Source organism: Paenibacillus sp. PAMC21692 (assembly GCF_014303795.1).
Lineage (GTDB): Bacteria > Bacillota > Bacilli > Paenibacillales > Paenibacillaceae > Pristimantibacillus > Pristimantibacillus agaridevorans.
Genome location: NZ_CP060293.1, coordinates 1,710,238 through 1,730,987, shown reverse-complemented (window position 1 = coordinate 1,730,987; position 20,750 = coordinate 1,710,238). Strand labels below are relative to the sequence as shown.

Genomic DNA, 20,750 nt, shown 5'->3' with positions numbered 1-20,750 from the left:
ATGGTCAGACAAAAAGTAAGTTCCAAAATGAGTTTGTTCGCAAAAATAAACGGGCTGCTTATCATCCTGTTCGTCCCGGTTATCCTTTTTTTTGCCTACTCCAACGGCGTCTCCTCGAACGTTATCGATAAGGAGCTCAAGTCGTCGAATATTAAGCAGCTTTCGTTCCTGTCCAGTCAGATCGAGTCGCGCGTCGACCAGACGATGGACTTCGTCCTGACCTTCTCGAAGGACCCGAACGTCCAGAAGTTCAATGGTCTTAATGTCTGGGACGATCTGTACGACCGCATGCAGACGAGATACGTCATTCAGGAGAAAATGGCGCTGCAATCCGGCGTCATGAACATTTGGCCGGTGCAGTTCACCGTCTACTCGCAGCAGAACAAAGAGGCGCTCTCCAATACGGACAGCATAGCGGTGTACGACGAAGATTATTTGAGACGGAACGGGACGGGCAGATGGCTGTACGGAGACGGGACGACCGCAACACCCGAGCAGCCGAAGGCATTTCATTGGTTCTATGCCGATTCGTTCGGGCAGCAAGGCTCGCTTACCGGCAGCAATCTGGTCGTACAAGCCAGCTTCTATCCAGCCAACATCCAGAATCTGCTCGATACCTATAAGGCGGGCGGGCAAGGCGATCCCATGCTCTATCGCAAGGGCGAGGCTTTAATCCTTAATCGAAGCGCCGATGCGGAGCTCGCGAATCAGTTGGTCCGCTTGCTTGACGAACAGAAGCTGGGAGATACCATGCAGGAAGTCGTGGAGCTCGACGATAAGCGGTACCTCGTCAGCTCGGTAGTGTCCGCCCCATTGGGCTGGCATTTGGTGGACATCGTGCCGCTCGACCGCATTCTCGGACCGATCTCGTTTAGCCGCAACCTGTTCTACGCGGCGATGGCGCTGCTATTCGCGGTAGGCATATCCGCTTCCGTGCTCTTGTATCGCAACGTGCAGCGTCCCATCCGCAAGCTCATACTCGGCTTGCAAAGCGTGCAGCGGGGCGACTTCTCGGTCAGGATGAACTCGAACGTCAACAACGAATTCGCCTTTCTTTTTTACCGGTTCAACGATATGTCCAACCAAATTCAGGAGTTAATCGAAAACGTCCTGAAGGAGAAGCTGCAGGCGCGGGAAGCAACGTTAAAGCAGCTGCAGGCCCAGATTAACCCGCATTTTCTGTACAATTGCATTGGATACATGATTAACATGGCCCAAATGAAGGAAGAAGAGGCCGTCGTTTCGATGGGTCACAATTTAAGCGCCTACTACCGGTATATGACCCGTTTGGAACGTCCCACCGCCTCCTTGAGCGAGGAGGTTCAGTTGATCGTCAATTATTTGGATATCCAGAAGCTCCGCAATGGACGCATTCATTACCATATCGATATACCCGAGGAGATGCTGAAGCAGCATGTTCCAAGACTCATGCTTCAGCCGATCGTCGAGAACGCCGTCATCCACGGCGTCGGCAAAACCTACTCGTCCGGAGAGATTCGCATCACCGGCGAGATGTCGGGCGGGTTCTGCAAGCTTTATGTGGAGGATGACGGCCCCGGGATGTCCGAGGAGCAATTAGACGCGCTGAACCACAAGATGAGGCAGCCGCTCCAGGATGATACGGGATACGGCTTCTGGAATACGAATCAGCGGATCATGCATCAATTCGGCGGGAAATCCCGGGTCGCATTTACGAAATCGGGGCTGGGTGGACTCCGGACGGAGATGATATGGGAGCTTCCTTCCGCTGACGCGGGGCCGGTTCCATACGCACAAGGAGGAGAACAAGTACATGCAAATGATCATCGTTGACGACGAAGCCCACTGGGTAGACAATCTATCCACGACCAAGCCTTGGCATACGCTGGGCATCGATGTCGTTCATAAAGCGTATTCCGCGCAGGAGGCGCTGCAAATCATGGAGTCGCATCCCATCGATATCGTGATCTCCGACGTGCTTATGCCGGAGATGACCGGAATCGAGCTCATGGAGAAAATCCGCGAGTCCGATCAAAGGGTAAAATGCATCATTTTGTCCGGATATTCCGACTTCGAATATACCAAGGAAGCGCTGCGCAACCAAGCCGTGGATTATTTGCTCAAGCCTCCTACGGATCAAGAATTGCTCGGAGCGGTCAAGCTGGCCATCGAGCAATTGGAAACCGAGTGGGGAACGGTCAGTTCGCTCGAACGTACCCGGCATATTCTGCGGGAAAATATGCCGTTCTTGCGCGGGCAGCTTCTGCTGAGCGCCTTTCGGGGAGAGAGACTGCCGCTAGACGAGTGGGAGCGGCGGCTCGATAGTTACGGGCTTCCCTACCGCTTCGGGGAATGCGCGCTCATGCTTGTCCGCATGGAAGAGGAATTCGGACAATACCGCAACAACGGCCAGCATCTGATGGAATACGCCATCATGAATATAGCCGAGGAGATATTCGGCGATTTCGCGCACGCGTGGGGCGTGAAGGAAGAACACGGTTATCTGGCCTTCCTGCTTCAGTTCAAAGAGAAGCCGGCGATTGCGGGCAAAGAAAGCAGTCTGGAGAAGGCTGCCATGCACCTGCAAGCGAAGGTGAAACAATATTTAAACGGTTCCTTGTCCATCGTCATGACGGACTCCTTCGACTTCCCGAACAAGCTGTCGGATCGGTACCGCCATGCGCTGGCCTACTTCAGGCAGATTGTCGGGGACGAAAGAGAATTCGTTATCCGCGCGGGCGACTTGGGCGGCGGAGCGACAAACCGGGTGCTTGATGTCATCCATGCGCCGCCAGTTCTGGGGGCCCTGCTCGAGGCCGGAAGATGGGAGTCCGCCGAGGAGAAGCTGACGGAAGTATTCGCGGAGCTCGACGAGAGATGGTCCGATTCCTGGGAGCATTGTCTGGAGGCCGGGTATCTGATCGCCTCCTCATTTACGAACTACTGCCATCGCCATGGCCATACGCTGGAAGGTCTTCTTGGCGGGGACATCGAGCTCCTGCGTACCGGAGAAGCATTTGCTTCGATCGGCAAGCTTCGCAATTGGGCGTTTGGCGCGCTGGGCAAGCTGAAAGAGACGGCTTCGAACGATGTCAAGGACATACGTTCCGTCTACGTCAGGAAAATTCAGAGCTTCGTCGAAGCGAATCTGCGTCTCGACGTCTCGCTGCGCGCCCTTGCCGATCATGTCAATCTGCATCCGACGCATCTCTCCAAGCTGTACAAGATCGAGACCGGCGAAGGGGTCAGCGATTTTGTCTACCGACTCCGCATGGAGACGGCTTGCCACAAGCTGAAGACGACCGATAAGAAGGTGTACGAGATCAGCATGGAGATCGGTTATTTGGACCCCGCCTACTTCATCAAAGTGTTCAAGAAGCAGTACGGACAGACGCCGCAAGAATTCCGCGAAGGTCACTAACAACATGACAGAGTCCTATGGAAACTGAGAAAATCCTATAGAAGACCCCGCGTGCCTGTTGGTAAAGTAGCTATTGTAACCACATCTTACACAGCAGGGGGATATTCGAAATGGGGAACATGAAGAAGTTATGGCTGCCGCTTGTCGCAATGACGCTCATCGCATCGGCATGCAGCAGCAATGCCGATAACAGCGGGAGTGCGGCCGACCCTACGGCTAGTCCGGGCGCCGCGACGTCCGAATCCGATGCCGCATTCGACAAAGGCAAATACGATCCGCCGATCGAGATCAGCACGGTTATTATGCCGAAGGAATATACGAAAGGCGAAACCAACGAAAACAACGTTCATGACCGTTGGATGCTAGAGACGCTCGGCATGAAGCATAAGGGCACCTGGTATCCTGCCGGCGCGGATCAATACAAACAGCAGCTTCAGCTTGCCCTGACATCGGGCGAGAAGCTGCCGGATTTCGTATTCGTCCCTACCGACCCGGTATTGACGAACCAACTAATCGATTCCGAGCAGTTCATTCCGGTCGACGAGCTGTTCGAAAAATACGCCAGCCCGATCTGGAAGGAGCATGCCGCGAACAATCCTGAGCTGTGGTACCCGTTCACGAAGGACGGCAAGAAGTGGAACCTTCCGATCATGGAATACACCGACAATGACGACACGCTGCTATGGCTCCGCGAAGACTGGATGCAGAAGCTGAAGCTGGAGGCTCCGACCACCATTGCCGAGCTCGAAGTCATTATGGATAAATTTAAAAACGAGAACCCGGACGGATTGGCTCCGAAAGACGTCTATCCGCTGGCGATCTCCTTGAAAAACAACACCAATACCTGGATGGGCGGACTGGACTGGCTGTTCGGCGCCTACGGCGCCGTGCAAGAGCAATGGAACCTGGACGCGAACGGCAACTTGGAGTACGGTTCCGTTAATGCTGGCGCCAAGCAGGCGCTGGCCAAGCTGCAGGAATGGATGAACAAAGGCTACATTCACCCGGACTCCGCGCTATGGGACGAAGGCAAATCGGCTGAAATCTGGACCAAAGGCAACGCCGGCGTCTTGCCTGGCGCGAACTGGGTTCCGGACTGGCCGGCACCGGATTTGATTAATAACGTGCCGGGATCGGTATACAAAGCATACCCGATTCCTGCAGGACCGGACGGCTTGATCGGCACCAAATGGCAGAACTCCGGCGTCAACAGCAGCTTTATGATCAATAAAGACGCAAAACATCCGGAAGCCATTATTTTGTATTACAACTATTTGCTCGACAATTTGGCCAATCCAGCTGTAGGCAGCCCTTACGAATACGGTTTCGCCCAAGGCTACGACTGGGATATCATCGATGGCCAGCCAACCAACGACAAAGAAAAGATCAAAGACTTCTTTGATAAGTTCCCGTTCATCACCGGGCCGGCACGTATTCCCGGCCTCTACATGGAGTCGCTTGTTAAGCTCGCGAACGGCGAGAAGGCGGAGACGCCTTACGAGAAGCAGCAGGAGACATTCCGCAAACCTGAGAACTGGTACGCAGCGAAAGTCGTCATGGACCAAATCGACATCCGCAAGCAAAACTACTTTACGGGTGCGGCTACGCCGGCGATGATCGAGAAGTGGAACTTGCTTCGCCAATCCGAGCTGGAGACGTTTAACAAAATCATCTACGGCAAACTGCCGGTTGACGCCTTCGACGAATTCGTTGCCAATTGGAACGCCAACGGCGGCGAGCAAGTGACGAAGGAAGTTAACGAGTGGTTCCAATCCGTGTCGAAATAAAGAATTCCCATAAATATGAAGCTCAAAAGCACCGTCCCTGCTGAAGGGACGGTGCTTTTGGCGTTGCCGGGCCTATCCGGCAACCGGCTTGTTCGCATGCTTCTCCGATTTTTGAATACATTAGAATATTCGAGAAACAGGAGGACATCCATCATGTCACAACACGGGCAATCGTTTATGAGAGGTACGCTGGTCTTGTCTGCCGCTGCCTTTATCAACCGTATTCTTGGCTTCATCAGCGGCATGTATATCGCTCGCGTACTGGGCGCGGAAGGTATCGGCATCCTGATGATGGCGCATCCGCTCGTCCCGCTCGTCATTACGATTACGGAGCTTGGCTTGCCAGTGGCCATCTCCAAGCTGGTCGCAGAAGCGCATGCACGCGGCGAACGCGAGAAAGTGAGGCGCATCCTGCATGTCTCTCTCGCTGTCACGGGTTTCTTGAGCGTCACGCTCACGACCGTCGTCTTGCTTGGGTCGGAGTGGATCGCCTCCATCCTGTTAAGCGATCAGCGCGCTTATTACGCGATGCTCGCCATTACGCCGATCGCGCCGATCGTTGCCGTATCGGCCGTATTAAAGGGCTACTTCCGCGGGATGCAGCAGATGAAGACAATTGCCGCTTCCGATGTGCTGGAGCATACCGTTCAGATCGCTATCGTACTTGCATTGGTTCACTTATTGATGCCCTATGGGGTTGCTTATGCCGCTGCCGGAGCCATGGCCGCCTCGGTCGTCAGCGAGTTGATCAGCCTCTCTTTCCTGGCTCTAAGCTACAAGTTGTACGGCGAGTCCAAGCTGCCGGGCGAGACCTGGGCGCGCCACCTCAAGCATGGCCGGCGCACGCTCGGAGAGCTGCTGCAGATCGGACTGCCGACGACGGGGCACGGCGTCGTTCATTCGCTGTACAACACGTTCCAGCCCTTGCTGATTACGACCAGCCTGGCGCTGGCCGGCATTGGGACGGCTGCGGCGACGAAGCAATTCGGCTTGCTCGCCGGCTATGCGTTCCCGCTCCTTTTTATGCCGAGCTTCATTACGCAGTCCTTGTCCACCGCCCTTATCCCCGCGATTGGCGAGGCTGCGGCGAACAAAAACAGTCTGCTCATCCATGAACGGATGAATCAGGCGATCAACTTGGGACTTCTAATCGGCGCCCCGGCCACCGTTATCCTCTACGAATGGTCCACTCCGCTCACGACGCTGATCTACAACGCGCCCGAAGCAGGCGTGCTTCTGGCGATATTGGCGCCGATGTTTTTCCTGCATTATTTCGACGCCCCGCTCCATGCCATTATGCTCGGACTCGGCCGCGCGACAACGATGTTATGGAACTATGTCATCGCCACCGTATTCCGGGGGATCTCGATCTTCGTATTAGGCAGCCAATTCGGCATCAGCGGCGTTGCCTACGGCATCGGTATCGGCATTGTGATGCAGACGCTCCTGAACTTTGTGTCCATCTCAAGCTCGATCGGCTTCTATTGGAGCATTCGCCCTTATATCAAGGTCGGGATCTGCTCCATGCTCATGGCGATCGGCGGACACTGGACCTATACTTACGTTGTCGGCCAGGGTATGCCGCAAGTTTGGTCCGTCATCACCTCGATCCTCTGTTCTTTGCTGATCTATCTCGCCGCGCTGATCTTGACGGGGACGCTGACCTGGAGGAACGCCCGCTACCGATTTTCGATTCCGTGGTGATGGGATTCAGGGGTTCATGGGTAAGGTACTGCGAACCGGTCTGAATGGCAAAGGGGCACTGCGCGTCATCATGATTGACGCGCAGTGCCCCTTCTCGCTTCTATAGGCGTTCTAAATATACTGCATGCCGGATAACATCCGGTAGAGCATAACAACCATTTGGGCCCGCGTAACGGAACGAGTCGGCTGAAATTCTCCCCTCTCGTTGCCCTGCACGATACCCGCTTCCGCCGCCTCCCGGACCGCATCCGCGGCCCAATCGGAAACGTCGGCGGCATCGGTAAGCCGGACTCCCTGACGGGCATTGCCAAAGTCCGTTCCCGCCGAACGAACGGCACGCATAATCATGACGGCTAGCTGCTCGCGGGAAACGCCTTCGTCCGGGCGGAACTCCCCGGCTGCGTAACCTTGAATCAAACCGGCGCCATAAGCCGCCGCAACCTCGTCCTTATACCACTTCCCGGCCGTGTCGTAGAACGGGCCCGATGCAGTAGGCCGAAGCCCCAGCGCCCTTACGAGCAGCGCCGCGGCTTCGGCGCGAGTCAGCCGGCCCTCCGGATCGAAGCCTCCGTCGCCACGTCCCTGAACAATCAATTTGGAAGCCAAGAGCTCGGCTTCCCGGCCCGCCCAATGCCCGTCCATATCTTTGAAGGAAACCTGATGGTTCAAGACGGCATAGATGCCGGAGCCAGTCACCTTGAATTCGGCGACCGACCGTCCGTCTTTCATCGCGAAGCTCGCCGGCACGAATCGGAATTGTCCCGTCTGCTCGTCGATGCGAACGAGAACCGCGCCGTCCGGCATTTCGCCATCGCCAAGCAGCAGCGTCTGCATCTGGAAAGGCACCTCGTCGTTCAAGCCGGCCGAGAAACGTACGTAATCCGTAAGCAACTCACTGCGCAGTCCACTCGCCTTAAGGGATTCGGGAGCCTCGCTTAGTCGTTCCGCTCCGAACATCCAAGTCGTCCGAGCTTCCGACTCCGTTGCCGACTGAAGGCCCGCCAGTTTTACGCCAATCGTCGCGCTGTCTCCTTGAAGGAGGAGCACCGCCTCCGGATTCATGGCAAGCAATTTGTCGACTGTCGTTTGATCCAGTATAACCATACCGGATTCTTTAATCGTCACGACGCCTTCCTCTATCCGGTCGATTCCGATGTCGACGGTCGTCTCCGTCCCGTCGGGCCGGATGATCGTTGCGGTCGGACGATTTTGAGGCGTGCCCGTATACGGCAGGTAAACCGTCAGCTCGACCTCGATGGTCAGCCCTTCATAGCCAATCGTCACCTTGGTCGTGCCTGGCGCCTTAGCTTGCGCTCGCCCGGTCGAATCGACCTCGACGATCGAAGCGTCAAGCACGGTATAGGTTACCCCGGATAGTTGGCTTCTGACGGTATCGTCCGAATACGTTGCCGTAACCTCAATGGTTTTCACTTGACCGTAAATCATCGTGTACCGGGATAGATCCGTATGCAAGTTCACCGCGACGGGATCGAGGCGAAGCACCCGGACCGTAAACTTCTTCGTCTCGCTTACGGTGCCTTTCGTTACGGTCGCCGTTAGTTCGACGGAAGCATCCCCTTCCGTGTAAGCGGGCCGGCTCGCTTCTCCGGACTCCGCATTTACGATGTTCGGACGGGATGATGTCCAAATGATGCCGCTGCCCCATTCTCCGGTAACCGGAAGCTGCAGAGGTCCCGTCACCTGATCCGTGTTATCGCCATCCGCATAGCCGATTTCTAATGCATCCACGTCCCACTCCACTGCTTGTTCATTCGTCAAATCGGCTTCTTTGACCACGATCTCATACTCGACTGAGTAATCCGAACCGTCTATCCTCGTCTCCGCGGTTACTATAACGCGGACATCGCCCGAATCTCCGGGCACGAAAGCAGGACGATTGACCTTCCCGGTAGCGGTGACCACCGTATCAGGGGAGGACGACGTCCAGACGACCTCGTACCCTTCGGCGTCTTGCGAAGGCAGCGCGATATCTCCCGTCACCTCATGCGGTCCGTCCGAACCCGAGAACCCGATGCGCGGCGGATCGTATACCTTAAGCTTTCCTTCCATCAATTGAACGTCATAATTGCTCAGCTTGCCGTCCGGATCGTCGAGTTCCGCCGTGACGGGGTATTCCCCTGCCGGACTATCCTCGACCGCGATTGAACGGTACCGCGCCGTTATCTCGTCTTGATTGGCCAGGCCTGATAGCGCCCCGGTCAGATCCGGATTCGGGTGAGAGGTCCAGCGGACAGCGTTATGAGGAGTGACCAGCAAACTCGCTTTCGTAACGGTCAACGTACCCGGAACGAGCGTTGCGTTATAATTGGCCAGCCTGCCGTCCGGATCGTTCAGGCCGATTGTGATCTCATAGCTGCCGACGGAGCTGGCCTCCGAGGCGGCGGTGGTATAATCGGCCGTGATCGCATCGCCGTTCTTAAGGCCGGAAGACGTTCCGGTTAATGACGGGTTCGGTTGTCCGTATACACGCTCCGCATCCGTGGCGGCAAAGCTGAGCTCTGCCTTCCCGACAGCAAGACTCCCCTGCTGCAACGTAATCCGATAATTGCTCGCCGTTCCGTCCGGCTCCGTCACCGCCGATGTAATGGAATAATCCCCAACGGGACTTTCGGCCGTGGCCGCCGTCGTATAAGCGACGGGGATGTCATCCGAATTTTTCAGCCCGTCGAGCGTTCCCGTGAACGCGGGGTTAACTTCGCCGTATAACCGACTGGCATCGGCAGGCCGAATCGTTAGCGGCGCTTGGGTAACCGTGAGCTTCCCCTTCTCCGTCTGGACTACGTAATTCGACAGCTTGCCCCCCTGATCCGCAACGGTCGGGGTTATGTCATACTGACCCACGGCGCTGCCTGCCACAGCCTCGGTCGAATAAGTTATCGGGAACGTGTCACCGTTGCGGAGACCGACACTGGTACTCGTGAAGACGGGATTCGGATCTCCGTATTCGCGCGTTTGATCATCGACCGTCACCGTAAAAGGCGCCTTGGAGATCGTCAGCTGCCCCTTCTCCGTCTGGACCTCGTAATTCGACAGCTTGCCTCCCTGATCCGCGACGGTCGGGATAATGTCATACTGACCCACGGCGCTGCCCGCCACGGCCTCGGTCGAATAAGATATCGGGAACGTATCTCCGTTGCGAAGACCGACACTAGTACTTGTGAAGACGTGATTCGGATCTCCGTATTCTCGCGTTTGATCATCGACCGTCACCGTAAAAGGCGCCTTGGAGATCGTCAGCTGCCCCTTCTCCGTCTGGACCTCGTAATTCGCCAGCTTGCCTCCCTGATCCGCAATGGTCGGGATAATGTCGTACTCGCCGACGGCGCTGTCCGCCGTAGCAGAAGTCGAATAAGATACCGGGAACGTGTCCCCGTTGCGAAGACCGACGCTCGTGCCCGTGAAGTCGGAATTAGCTTTGCCGTATTCTCGCGTTTGATTATCAGCCGTCACGGTTAGCGGCGCTTTCGTTACGGCAAGCGTGCCGGGAACGGATTGCACCTCGTAGTTCTTGAGTTTATTGTCCAAATCCGTCACGTTTGACGTAATTGCATAGGTCCCGACCCCACTGACCTCAGTAGCGGTAGTCGAATAAGATATCGGGAACGTATCTCCGTTGCGGAGACCGACACTGGTACTCGTGAAGACGGGATTCGGATCTCCGTATTCGCGCGTTTGATCATCGACCGTCACTGTATAAGACGCCTTGGAGATCGTCAGCTTTCCCTTCTCCGTCTGTACCTCGTAATTCGCCAGCTTGCCTCCCTGATCCGCAACGATCGGGGTAACGTCATACTGACCCACGGCGCTGTCCGCCGTAGCGGAAGTCGAATAAGATACCGGGAACGTGTCCCCGTTGCGAAGACCGACACTAGTACTTGTGAAGACGGGATTCGGATCTCCGTATTCGCGCGTTTGATCATCGGCCGTCACTGTATAAGACGCCTTGGAGATCGTCAGCTTCCCCTTCTCCGTCTGTACCTCGTAATTCGCCAGCTTGCCTCCCTGATCCGCAACGGTCGGGGTTATGTCATACTGACCCACGGCGCTGCCCGCCGTAGCGGAAGTCGAATAGGATATCGGGAACGCGTCCCCGTTGAGGAGTCCGACGCTGGTACTCGTGAAGACGGGATTCGGATCTCCGTATTCGCGCGTTTTATTATGAGCCGTCACGGTTAGCGGCGCTTTCGTTACGGTAAGCGTGCCAGGGACGGATTGCACCTCGTAGTTCTTGAGTTTATTGTCCCGATCCGTCACGTTCGGCGTAATGGCATATGACCCGACCCCGCTGCCCGCAGCGGCGGTCGTCGAATAGGCGACCGGAAACGTGTCCCCGTTGCGGAGACCGACGATCGCCCCCGACAGAAGCGGATTGACGGCTCCGTATTGCCGTTCGTCGTTCGACGCCGTTACGGTCAAGGGCGCCTTCGTCACGGTTAACTGGCCTTCCTTCAATTTCAGCTCATAATTATGCAGCGCGTTTCCCGTGTCCGCAAGAGCCGGAGTAATCGCATAAGCACCTACCGGGCTGCTTGGCGAAGTCGTAGTCGAATAGGTGACAGTTATGGCATCTCCGTTCCTAAGTCCCGTCAGCGTGCCCGTTAAGACCGGATTGCTCAGACCGTATTGGCGCGAAGTCGAATCGGCCTCCGCGGTCAGCGGGGCTTTCGTAATCGTGAGCGTGCCCGCTACATAAGTTATCGCGTAGTTCGGAGAATGATAGCCCGATGCCTGAACCGCGTATGTTCCCACGTTCGAGGCAGCGGAGGCGATTGTCGCGTAGGAGAGCGTCCCAAGCGAAGACGCCGCATCCCACGAAGCGAGCCCGGTTACTTGACTCGTAAAGGCAGGATTGCCGCTTCCGTACGGACGCGTCGCCCCGCCGACCAGTACCGTGATCGACCTCTTCGCGACGTTGATCGTCGTATCGTCCGCCGCCATGGAGTAGAACGAGGTCCCGTTGTAGCGTGCCTCCAACAGGAGATTTCCCGGCGGCTTGTTCAGGCCGTACGTCAGCTCCGCCCTGCCTTGAGCATTCGTTACCGCGCTGCCGACGGGAACGCCGTTCAATTGAAATTCGATCTGTTGATTGGCAAATGCCCTTGCCCCGTTCATCAATTGAGCGGAAAAAACGACCTCATCTCCATAATTCGCGTTCGCCGGCGCAGCCACCGTCAATTGCGTGTCGGGAGTCCGCACGGCGTCCGCTACATAGGTGCGGAAGTAACCGTCATATTCGTCCTTCCAATCAGGGGGCCAGTGGGAGCTGCTATAGAACCTTCCTCCGGAATAGGAATTTCCCGTGGCCATCCACATACCGCCTTGGCTGGCGGAAGTGGTTCGAATCGTATATTGCTGTCCCTCCGTTATAGGTATGCCATCGAAGGTGATTAAGGTCATATTCGGCGCCGGCGACAAAGGGATATCCAAATAGTCGAGCGTGACCGAACCAAGCGCCGAACCCGACAGGGTCTCCCCCGCAAAAATCTCGATCTTGAGTTGTCCTGCTTCCGCGTTTGTAAATCGGAACAGATGAAGCTCAATGTCGTACAGATAGCCGCTTTTGCCCGCTGTAAAGCTCTGGGCCGTATCATCGAACATGGCGCCCGTTCCCAATCCGCTCGAAACGACTTGCTGGTCGACAGGATCGGGCGATGCCGCGGCCAATACTTCCTCCCGTCCTCCTCCCAACCACGCAAACACAACCGCTATAGTCAATACGACCGCCGCAACCTTCGCCAGATGGCCGCGGAAGCTATTACCAAACATTAGAAGCACTCCTTCAGTCTATTAATTATTAAGCGAATAAATCAATCGTACCATAGGAAGGCGCGATTGATGATTATCGAAAGTTAGTTTATTTAAGTGAGGCCGCTCATAGATTCGGAGTCACCAAGGATGCCAAAAAAGCCGTTTCGAGAGGCCCATGAGCGGACCCTCGAAACGACTTTTTATGACCCGGACAAGCACAAAAGCTCCTTCGTTACTACCCGCGTCTTCCCTATTGCAGGAATTTCGCTTCCGGCTCCTAAGAGGGCCTACCCGATTACGCTTACACCGCTCCAGTTGTAATAAATCCAGGTCGCAGTATCAAATGGCGCGCCTGTATAAAACTTTTTGTTGGCGTATATTTGAAGCTGACCCATTGTTGTCAGAGCCATCAGATCGGCCCATCCGTCTCCGTTGACATCGCTTGCCGAAATATCAGATATGTCATCCCATTCCCCTGACACGCTCCAGCTTGCGGCAGCGAAGGGCAGCTGATTGGGGGCGCTTGGCCATTGATTGGCATACTCCGTCAAAGTTCCGTCGCTTCTCGCCACCAGCAGATCGGCATACCCGTCACCTGTCGTATCGGCAACGGCAATCCCCGTTATTCCCGAGGAATAGCCTGACGGAACAGACCAGGTCAGCATGTTAAACGGCAGTCCCGTTCCGGAAGCGGAAGCATTCCCCGTATTCACGTGAATGCGCAAGGAACCGTCTGTGTGTGTGGAAACGAGATCAGCCAACCCGTCGCCATTCACATCCCCCGCAGCAATGCGAATCGCATCGCTCCAATTGACGTAATCCCAGGTAACGAATGTCCAAGGGGTGGCGCTGCCTGTATTTTTCCATATGCGCAGATGACCGTCTGTTCCCAGAGCCAGCAACTCGGCCTTTCCGTCGCCCGTTAAATCGGCTGTCGTAATGGCTGTTGTATCTGCTCCCCACGATGTGCCCAGAGATGTCCAGTACTTATTGACGAAAGGATATCCGTTATGGGTCGGCTCCAGGAATCCATTCGCATAGATTGACAACCTCCCGTCTGCGTCAATGGTTGTCAGATCTCCATACTTGTCACCAGTAACATCGCCTTCGATTCGGTCGATTTTATTCTGGAACACACGGAAATACTCGAATTTGGCTGTTGCCTGGGTTGCGTTTGTACGGCCGTGCGACACCAGTCCGATCTGGGCGAAGGTATTGGCGGGAAGGACCCACACTCCCCCCGTTTTCCAGTTTACGCCGTCCGTACTGCTTGAAGGCCGATAATGCTGCTCGCCCGTTACAGGATCAATGGTTACATGGATGCGGAGCCAAGTCGTATCAGTCGGCACTCCGAAATTCGTTGCTCCCGCCCATCGAGTACCGCCGCCCTCTTGCGTCACTTTCCAAAACTCTAACAACCTAAGCGTATTCGCGGTGCTGTGGACCAAACGCAAATGATTGTTATCATTGGTATAAACAATGAGGCCGGCCTGTTCAAAATCTCTGATCGTGTTGATTCCGACATTAAAATTGAGTTTCGTTTCGATCATATAGTTGCCTTTAGGCGGAGATCGCAACAAGACCCCGGGTTTGCCCGACGCGGCGGCGAGATCCCCCGATTGTGTCGGCCATGCCAACGAACCCGACTGCACGCTGGCATTCGGATCATTTCTGATCCAGCTCCAGCCGGCACCCAAGCTTCCTGTAAATTCATCGGAATAGGCGGTTAACAAATTGTTGCTGACAATAGGCGGATCCGAAACCAAAGATGTATATGCCGTAAAGATTGTACTTACCGAAAAATTATCCACTTCCGCAAGATCGTCTCCCGCTATTCCGGCAACCCCCTGATTAACCAGCGCATTTGGAAGCGTAGCTGTTTTTACAGCCAATGGGTCTCCAAGATTGGCATGGGTGACTTCGGCCTTGAGATGATTGCCGCGCACTTGGACGGTCAAGGTATGCCATTTGTCCGGCGCAAAGCTCGATGGCAAAGAAGTAGTCGTAACTGTCGGAATTCCGTTGGTCACGGTTTCGATTTGCAACTCGTTCGTTGCGGCATCAAGCAAAATCCGCACATAATGGTCTTTATCCACATAGTTACTCAGCAAGCCAACGACATCGGCCGTCCCCATTGTACGTACATCCGCCTGGACCTGCACATCCGAGCCGGAAAGCACCTTCACTCTCGCCATTGTATCCGGTCCGTTCAGCCGCATGAACGCCCCGCTGTCTGTTCCTGCACCGCCGATGTTCGAGAAGCTGCCTTGAAGCGCAACAAAATTGTTCGCTGTGGCGACAGAATCTCCAAAGCGATCATCCACCGTTCCTGTTACAATCGGCATGGGCTGGGGAGTAGCCGATGCCCCTCTGCCCTCGCGCACGATCGGCCATCCGTCAATCCAGTCGAGGCGATCGATATGCAATTGACGGACCGTGTCGGCAGCCGTGTAACGATTAAGCGCATGATACACGATATAGGTTTGACCGGAAAGATCGGTCAGCATGGCATTGTGGCCCCCGCCAAGAACCGAATTACCGCTGTTGGACATCATGATCGTTCCGCCGCTTCGCGAATTCACAAGCGGTATTCCATCGCGATCGACATAGGAACCAAGCAGGCTTGCGGACTTCCCGACATAGGTTACATACCCGGACGAAGGTCCGGCACAACAACTGGATGACGACAGCATCAGATAATAAAAGCCGTCACGATGCACCATGTAAGGCCCTTCATATTTGCCGCTGGCAATTTTCACCGGAGAGAAGGCCGGATCGGCACTCAGCCCGCTGCTGTTGAGCTTCTGAATCCAGACCCCTCCCGGATAACTCCCGTATAGGACATAATTTGTTCCGTCTGTATCGGTAAAGCCTGCAGGATCAATCAGCGTGGCGCCGACGGTCAGCAGCGCTGAGCCTCTGTCCGTCCATGGCCCCGTCGGCGAAGGCGCGGATGCAGCGCCGATCGCCGACACGCCGGAACTGTTGATCACGCTGTAATAAAGAACGTATTGCCCATCAATATATCGAATGTCTGGAGCCCAAAAGGAATAACCACTCGCCCAGGCAGGTTTTGAAGCGAATACCGTGCCCATATTTGTCCATGTTTGCAGATCTTCCGACCTGGAAATTTGGAATCTGTCCCCGGTAGCATACGCATACCAATACCCGTCCTTGCCTTTAATGATAGTAGGGTCGGCAAAATCGCCGGGCCGGATCGGATTGGTGTACGTGGAAGATTGGGCAAACGTCAACGTGGGAGCAGTGACGCCAAAAAAGTTCAGAGAAATCATAAAGACGACCAGCATAAAATATCCTGCAGCTTTTCTCCATCGCATCAAACCGCTTTTCAGCTCTGCATGTCGCATTTATCCATCACTCCTTCTTCAGAATCCATCAATTCGGCAACGTTACGCTAATCCGATGCTCTCCTCTCGGTACATGGCATATGATCCAGCATCGGCCGTTCTGGCGATGAACGGCAGCCGCCCGCTGTTGACCGTCTAACGAATAAGAGGCTGCTTCCCCGTTACCGTCGTTTAGCGGGATTTTGACCAGCACGCCGTCGCTTGATTGCGTTTCCACTTCAAATGATAAAGTGGATCCGCCGTCTCCAGCATCCAGTACGCAATGCTCCAATCGGGTCGAAGCACGCTCCATCCACCAAAGGCACAGCTGATTTGTGGAATGATACTTTACCTTGAATTGCTTTTCATTCAAATATCGAAGCAGTTCTTCCAGCGCGGGCAAGCAATGCATATTGTGCTCCGCGTCGGAAATATACACCGGATGAATGAACATATTGAGCGTCCACCCGAAATACGCCGCCCGCTCGACAGCCAGCTGTATTCGGGCAATATCCCGATCTTTCGATTCTTCATAAATACGCGGCTCGAAAAAGCCGATGGGAATGTTGACAAACGGTATGCGCGCGTTGTCATGCTTGAAATCGTCGTATACAAAATGCGGATATACCGTTCCGAATCCATAGCCCATCAGATTGATTGGATTATAAGGGGGATTGAAAGCATGCGCCCTTGAATTGTCGCCTTTCATTCCTCCCGAGCTTGCCCAACGCGCATGCTCCGCCCAGCCAGTGCCTGTGCACCAATGATTTACGGAAGCAATCGGCACTTCTCCGAAGGCCTCCGTATACATCTGGATTTGTTCCAGCACATCGGCTTCCGTATAATGAAAATGGGGTTTGACAAAATCAAAATGGATCGATAAATCATGTCCGTTGTTTTTGATGATCTCATACTCTTGCCGATCGATTGCAAATTTGCCGTTTACGGGCATCAAATTCATGTGATAAGGAAGTCCCAACGCTTTCATATAGCGGGAAGCCTCGACCTGAATGCCTGGCGTGCACTCATCGTCTCCGCCGAAATGAATGAGCAAGTCCGGCACGCTTCCGTCCGGCAATGGCGGGAGTTGATGAATAAAGGGCTGGGGAGTGGATGACAATATCTCCTCCAGATACTGCAGCCAATAATCCCCATAAGGAACCTCCAGATCATGCAGACGGCTGAACGGAATCGCATCCCCGGTCCGATAATATCCGTCGCCGTCGTAGTCCCGATCAATCGGCCGCCCTTGATGCATCACCCAGATCGTCTGAGTCAGATCAAAGGCAAAGTACCATGTCTTCCCGGCTTCCAGTTGTGTCCGGACAACAGAAGGGCAGCCGGTAGCCGTTCTACCTGCGTTAAGCAGCAAAGCTTCCTCGATCACGGCCTCATGGCCCGGCGCGACCATCTCCAGCGGCGAAAAGATCGGAAGCAGCGCGCCGCGATAATCGTACATCGGATCCGGAGACGTCTCGGCATCTCCTTCCTGCCGCGAAAATTTGCCGTATCCCGAAATCGTGAACTCGTCGTCCGGCTGCGCAATCGTTTTGCGATGACTGATGCCGAACAGATCATCCGCTCCCTTGAGGGCAAATCCAATGAGAATGCCTCCGAGGCGCACCCATTCCCGCAAAACTTCTTGCTGTCGCGCATTCAGGCTCATCGAACCGGCAAATAAATATTTATATCCTGCAAGATCCGAAACGTTCTCCAATGCATCAAGGGACAGTTCCGTCGCGCGCAAACCCATTTCATCGAATATTTCCGGCAAATAGGCATACCAGTAATTTCTCCCGATACGATTGGCTTCCGCTCTCAGTCGATCGCTATAGAGATAACCAACAAACGATCTAGCCTGCTCATTCATGATCCGGTACCTTCTTTCTGAAATCCGGAACCTCGAGCAGAATCCCGCCCCGATTGGAAGATTCGGCGGCAAGAATGGCAGGAGCGGCCGTCTCGACGGCCTTGTAAACATCCATATCGATAGGTTTGTCTTCCCGGATCGCTCGCAGGAAATTGACGACGGGCCATCCATCCGAGCTACCGTGACCGCTTGCTTTGATGAAATCGCTTACGTCACGGACGTTTGTGCTCCAATCCATCTCTCGCCATTGACGATCCGCTGCCGTCCACAATCTTGGACTGTCGTTCTCCGTCCTTGCCCATTCCGCCGTCTGCTCGGTTCCCTTCACCTGGTACCAGTGGAAGCCGGTTTCCTTGCGGGGGCCGTGCGGCGAGGTGAATCCGGCAGCAACCCGCAATACGGTGTCGGTGCTTGTATGCATAAGCGCAACCTCAATGTCCCTCGCCTCGTAGTTATCGACATAATAGCTTCGGGGCCTCGTTCCCATACATGATACCTTGGTCACTCTCCCGCCCGTAATCTTTAGAAGCGGACTTAGCGTATGCGGCAAATAATAGATCGGATTGTAAAACCGTTTGTTGCGCCACGTTGCTTCTACTTCCCTGCCTTCCGGAGGCAGCGCGTTTCCATAAAAACGTTCCCCCGTTTGAGGATCGATATAATAGTCCCACTCGCCATAATGAAAATATTCCCCTTCGGCGAACAAAATCTGCCCGAAGTCGCCGCGCTCCGCCATCCGGCGCCACTCATCGATAAATCCCCAATAACGGGTTTGTTCCGATAATTGATATTTTGCGCCGGTTTTCTCAACCGTGCGAACGAGTTTCCAACATTGTTCCATCGTATAGGCCGCCGGAACTTCGGTTGTGACGTGCACGCCTTGTTCCATCGCATAACAGGCAATATCCACTTGCTCGTCGGGCGGGGACGCTATTAATACCGCATCCGGCTTTTCTTCGCGAATCATTCGCTCGAAGTCCGTGTACCAGTTTGCACTGGATTTCAGGGCAACCGCAGCCTGCTCGACCGTGGGGCCGACACGATCGCATAACGCAACAATCTCGCAATCCGGATGTCTTGCGTACAACTGTGCGATATATACGCCTCTTGGTCCCAATCCGATAACGCCCAATCTTACTTTTCTATTCATCACGATCCTTCTTGCTCCTCTCCAACGCTCCGTATATTTGTGAATGATTGCGCTTGTTGCATGGTCCAGCATCTTCCGGGAGCATCCACCCGGAAGATTTCTATGTTGCCCGTGTCCGCAACCGTGACATAGCAGGTTCTCCCATCGTGTCCGCCGAAGGTTAAATTCGTGCAATTTTTTCCCGTCAGCATAATTTCCTCCAATATTTCGCCGCCGGGCGACAGCTTCACCACACTCCCCTTCCCATAGCGGGTCACGTAAAGGTTGCCTTCCATGTCGCATCTCATTCCGTCAAGTCCATAATCGTCAAAGGCAAACAACAGACATTTATTCGAAATTTGCGCATCGGCCGACAGATCATAAACCCAAATCTTTCGTTGAAATGATTCGTTCACATAAAGACGTTTGCCGTCGGGACTCACTTCGATGCCGTTGGTTGTACCCATCCCTTCCTCTAGCAAAGTCGTTGTCCCATCCGGCTCGATTCTCCACAATCGGCCTAAGGACGCCTCCCAGTCGGGGTCGCTGGCAAATACGATATCGTCGTCCGTGATGGCAATATCGTTCGGCTGACTCATCGAAGGTTCGTGTGCAAGTACGGATACATGGCGGGTTGCCATCTCGACTTTGAGAATCTGGTGACGGGTATAATCCGCGATCAGCATGTCGCCCGCCCGATTGAAGCGAATACCGTTGCCTATGCTCCCGTTCTCCAGCTCGACAAATACGGCGCATTGTCCGTCAGGCGTAATCCTGCCAATCGTATGCTGCCTCGCATAGTTGACTGCATACAAATTCCCGTGCCGATCGCATGCCGGTCCCTCGATTCCGTCCGTAAATCCAAACGGTTCGGTAAAAACGCGGCTGATATATAACAAATCATCATGCATAGTTGCAGCCTCCGTGGCGGAATGTGTCTTTCACATTTACTCCGCTTTCACAATACGCCATATTTATCGAACACATCCTGAAGCAGCTTGCCCTCCAGCAGTTCTTTACGGCTGTTGTTCTCTCTTTCGACCTTCCCGACTGCCAATTCGACCGTCTGTTCAAGCACTGCGGAAGGAATAACCGCAACGCCGTCGCAGTCTGCGAATACAACGTCGCCCGGATGCACGCGAATTCCTCCCGCAACAACAGGGCAGTCATAATCGATCACGATTCCTCTTCCCCTGGAATCCACCGGTTTGATCCCTTTGCAAAAGACGGGAAAATTCATGTCTTTGATCTTGCGGGTATCCCTGATCAATCCGTCAACAATCGCGCCCGTGCTTCCCCTCATCGCGGCTGCCGTAGACAGCAGTTCGCCCCAAATGCCGTTATTCACGGATTGATTCGTGCACATCACCACCACTTCACCGGGTTTAATGCTGTCAAGCGCTTGAATTTCCAGCTTGTACGGATGTTCATGCACATGGTAAACATCGGCTGCCAATATCGTTTTGGCCCGCCCTACAACAACAAGATCAGGCTGCAGCGGCCGTACATGCTCGCTCATGGCCTGTTCCCGATACCCCAATTCATCCAAAGTATCGCAAATAACGCCGGTATACAGCTTCGCTTTCATGACTTCAAAAAGTTGACTGTCGCTGTTCATGTTCACGCTGTTCTCTCCCTCGCATCTAGCTTTATGGTTTTCCGGAAATGCTTTTTTCGATAGCTTTGGTTAAAGCAAGGCTGTCAATGCCCTCTTGCGTACCGGGAATGCATGGCTCCCCTGTCT

At 54.5% G+C, this 20,750-nt stretch carries 10 protein-coding genes; 4 read left to right on the top strand and 6 right to left on the bottom strand.

Annotated elements, in window-relative coordinates; genetic code table 11:
• The 4 genes from H7F31_RS06960 (at position 1) to spoVB (ending at position 6,891) form a co-directional block, all read left to right on the top strand.
• Positions 1-1,812, top strand: a complete 1,812-nt coding sequence (locus tag H7F31_RS06960) for a sensor histidine kinase (RefSeq protein ID WP_261800330.1) — start codon at positions 1-3, stop codon at positions 1,810-1,812.
• Positions 1,793-3,400 (top strand): response regulator transcription factor, encoded by a 1,608-nt coding sequence (locus H7F31_RS06955; protein WP_187103538.1) that lies wholly within the window; start codon positions 1,793-1,795, stop codon positions 3,398-3,400. Before H7F31_RS06960 ends, H7F31_RS06955 begins: the two co-directional genes overlap by 20 nt.
• Before the next feature lie 110 nt (positions 3,401-3,510).
• On the top strand, positions 3,511-5,187 hold the full coding sequence (locus H7F31_RS06950) for a type 2 periplasmic-binding domain-containing protein (protein ID WP_187103537.1): 1,677 nt from the start codon (positions 3,511-3,513) through the stop codon (positions 5,185-5,187).
• Between the two features lie 153 nt (positions 5,188-5,340).
• Complete coding sequence (spoVB, locus tag H7F31_RS06945; protein WP_187103536.1) at positions 5,341-6,891, top strand: stage V sporulation protein B; 1,551 nt, start codon at positions 5,341-5,343, stop codon at positions 6,889-6,891.
• A gap of 111 nt (positions 6,892-7,002) precedes the next feature.
• Here the strand turns inward: spoVB and H7F31_RS06940 are convergent, their stop codons facing one another.
• The 6 genes from H7F31_RS06940 to H7F31_RS06915 form a co-directional block, all read right to left on the bottom strand.
• Positions 7,003-12,678: an MBG domain-containing protein gene (locus H7F31_RS06940; protein ID WP_187103535.1), complete on the bottom strand. Its 5,676-nt coding sequence runs from the start codon at positions 12,676-12,678 to the stop codon at positions 7,003-7,005.
• Between the two features lie 269 nt (positions 12,679-12,947).
• Positions 12,948-16,028, bottom strand: a complete 3,081-nt coding sequence (locus H7F31_RS06935) for a family 43 glycosylhydrolase (RefSeq protein WP_187103534.1) — start codon at positions 16,026-16,028, stop codon at positions 12,948-12,950.
• 28 nt (positions 16,029-16,056) lie between these two features.
• On the bottom strand, positions 16,057-17,877 hold the full coding sequence (locus tag H7F31_RS06930) for a hypothetical protein (protein ID WP_187103533.1): 1,821 nt from the start codon (positions 17,875-17,877) through the stop codon (positions 16,057-16,059).
• Complete coding sequence (locus tag H7F31_RS06925; RefSeq protein ID WP_261800482.1) at positions 17,870-19,027, bottom strand: Gfo/Idh/MocA family protein; 1,158 nt, start codon at positions 19,025-19,027, stop codon at positions 17,870-17,872. The genes H7F31_RS06930 and H7F31_RS06925 overlap by 8 nt, the downstream gene beginning before the upstream one ends.
• Complete coding sequence (locus H7F31_RS06920; RefSeq protein ID WP_187103531.1) at positions 19,027-19,917, bottom strand: SMP-30/gluconolactonase/LRE family protein; 891 nt, start codon at positions 19,915-19,917, stop codon at positions 19,027-19,029. Before H7F31_RS06920 ends, H7F31_RS06925 begins: the two co-directional genes overlap by 1 nt.
• Positions 19,918-19,964: 47 nt before the next feature.
• Positions 19,965-20,624 (bottom strand): RraA family protein, encoded by a 660-nt coding sequence (locus tag H7F31_RS06915; RefSeq protein WP_187105242.1) that lies wholly within the window; start codon positions 20,622-20,624, stop codon positions 19,965-19,967.
• Positions 20,625-20,750 lie beyond the last annotated feature (126 nt).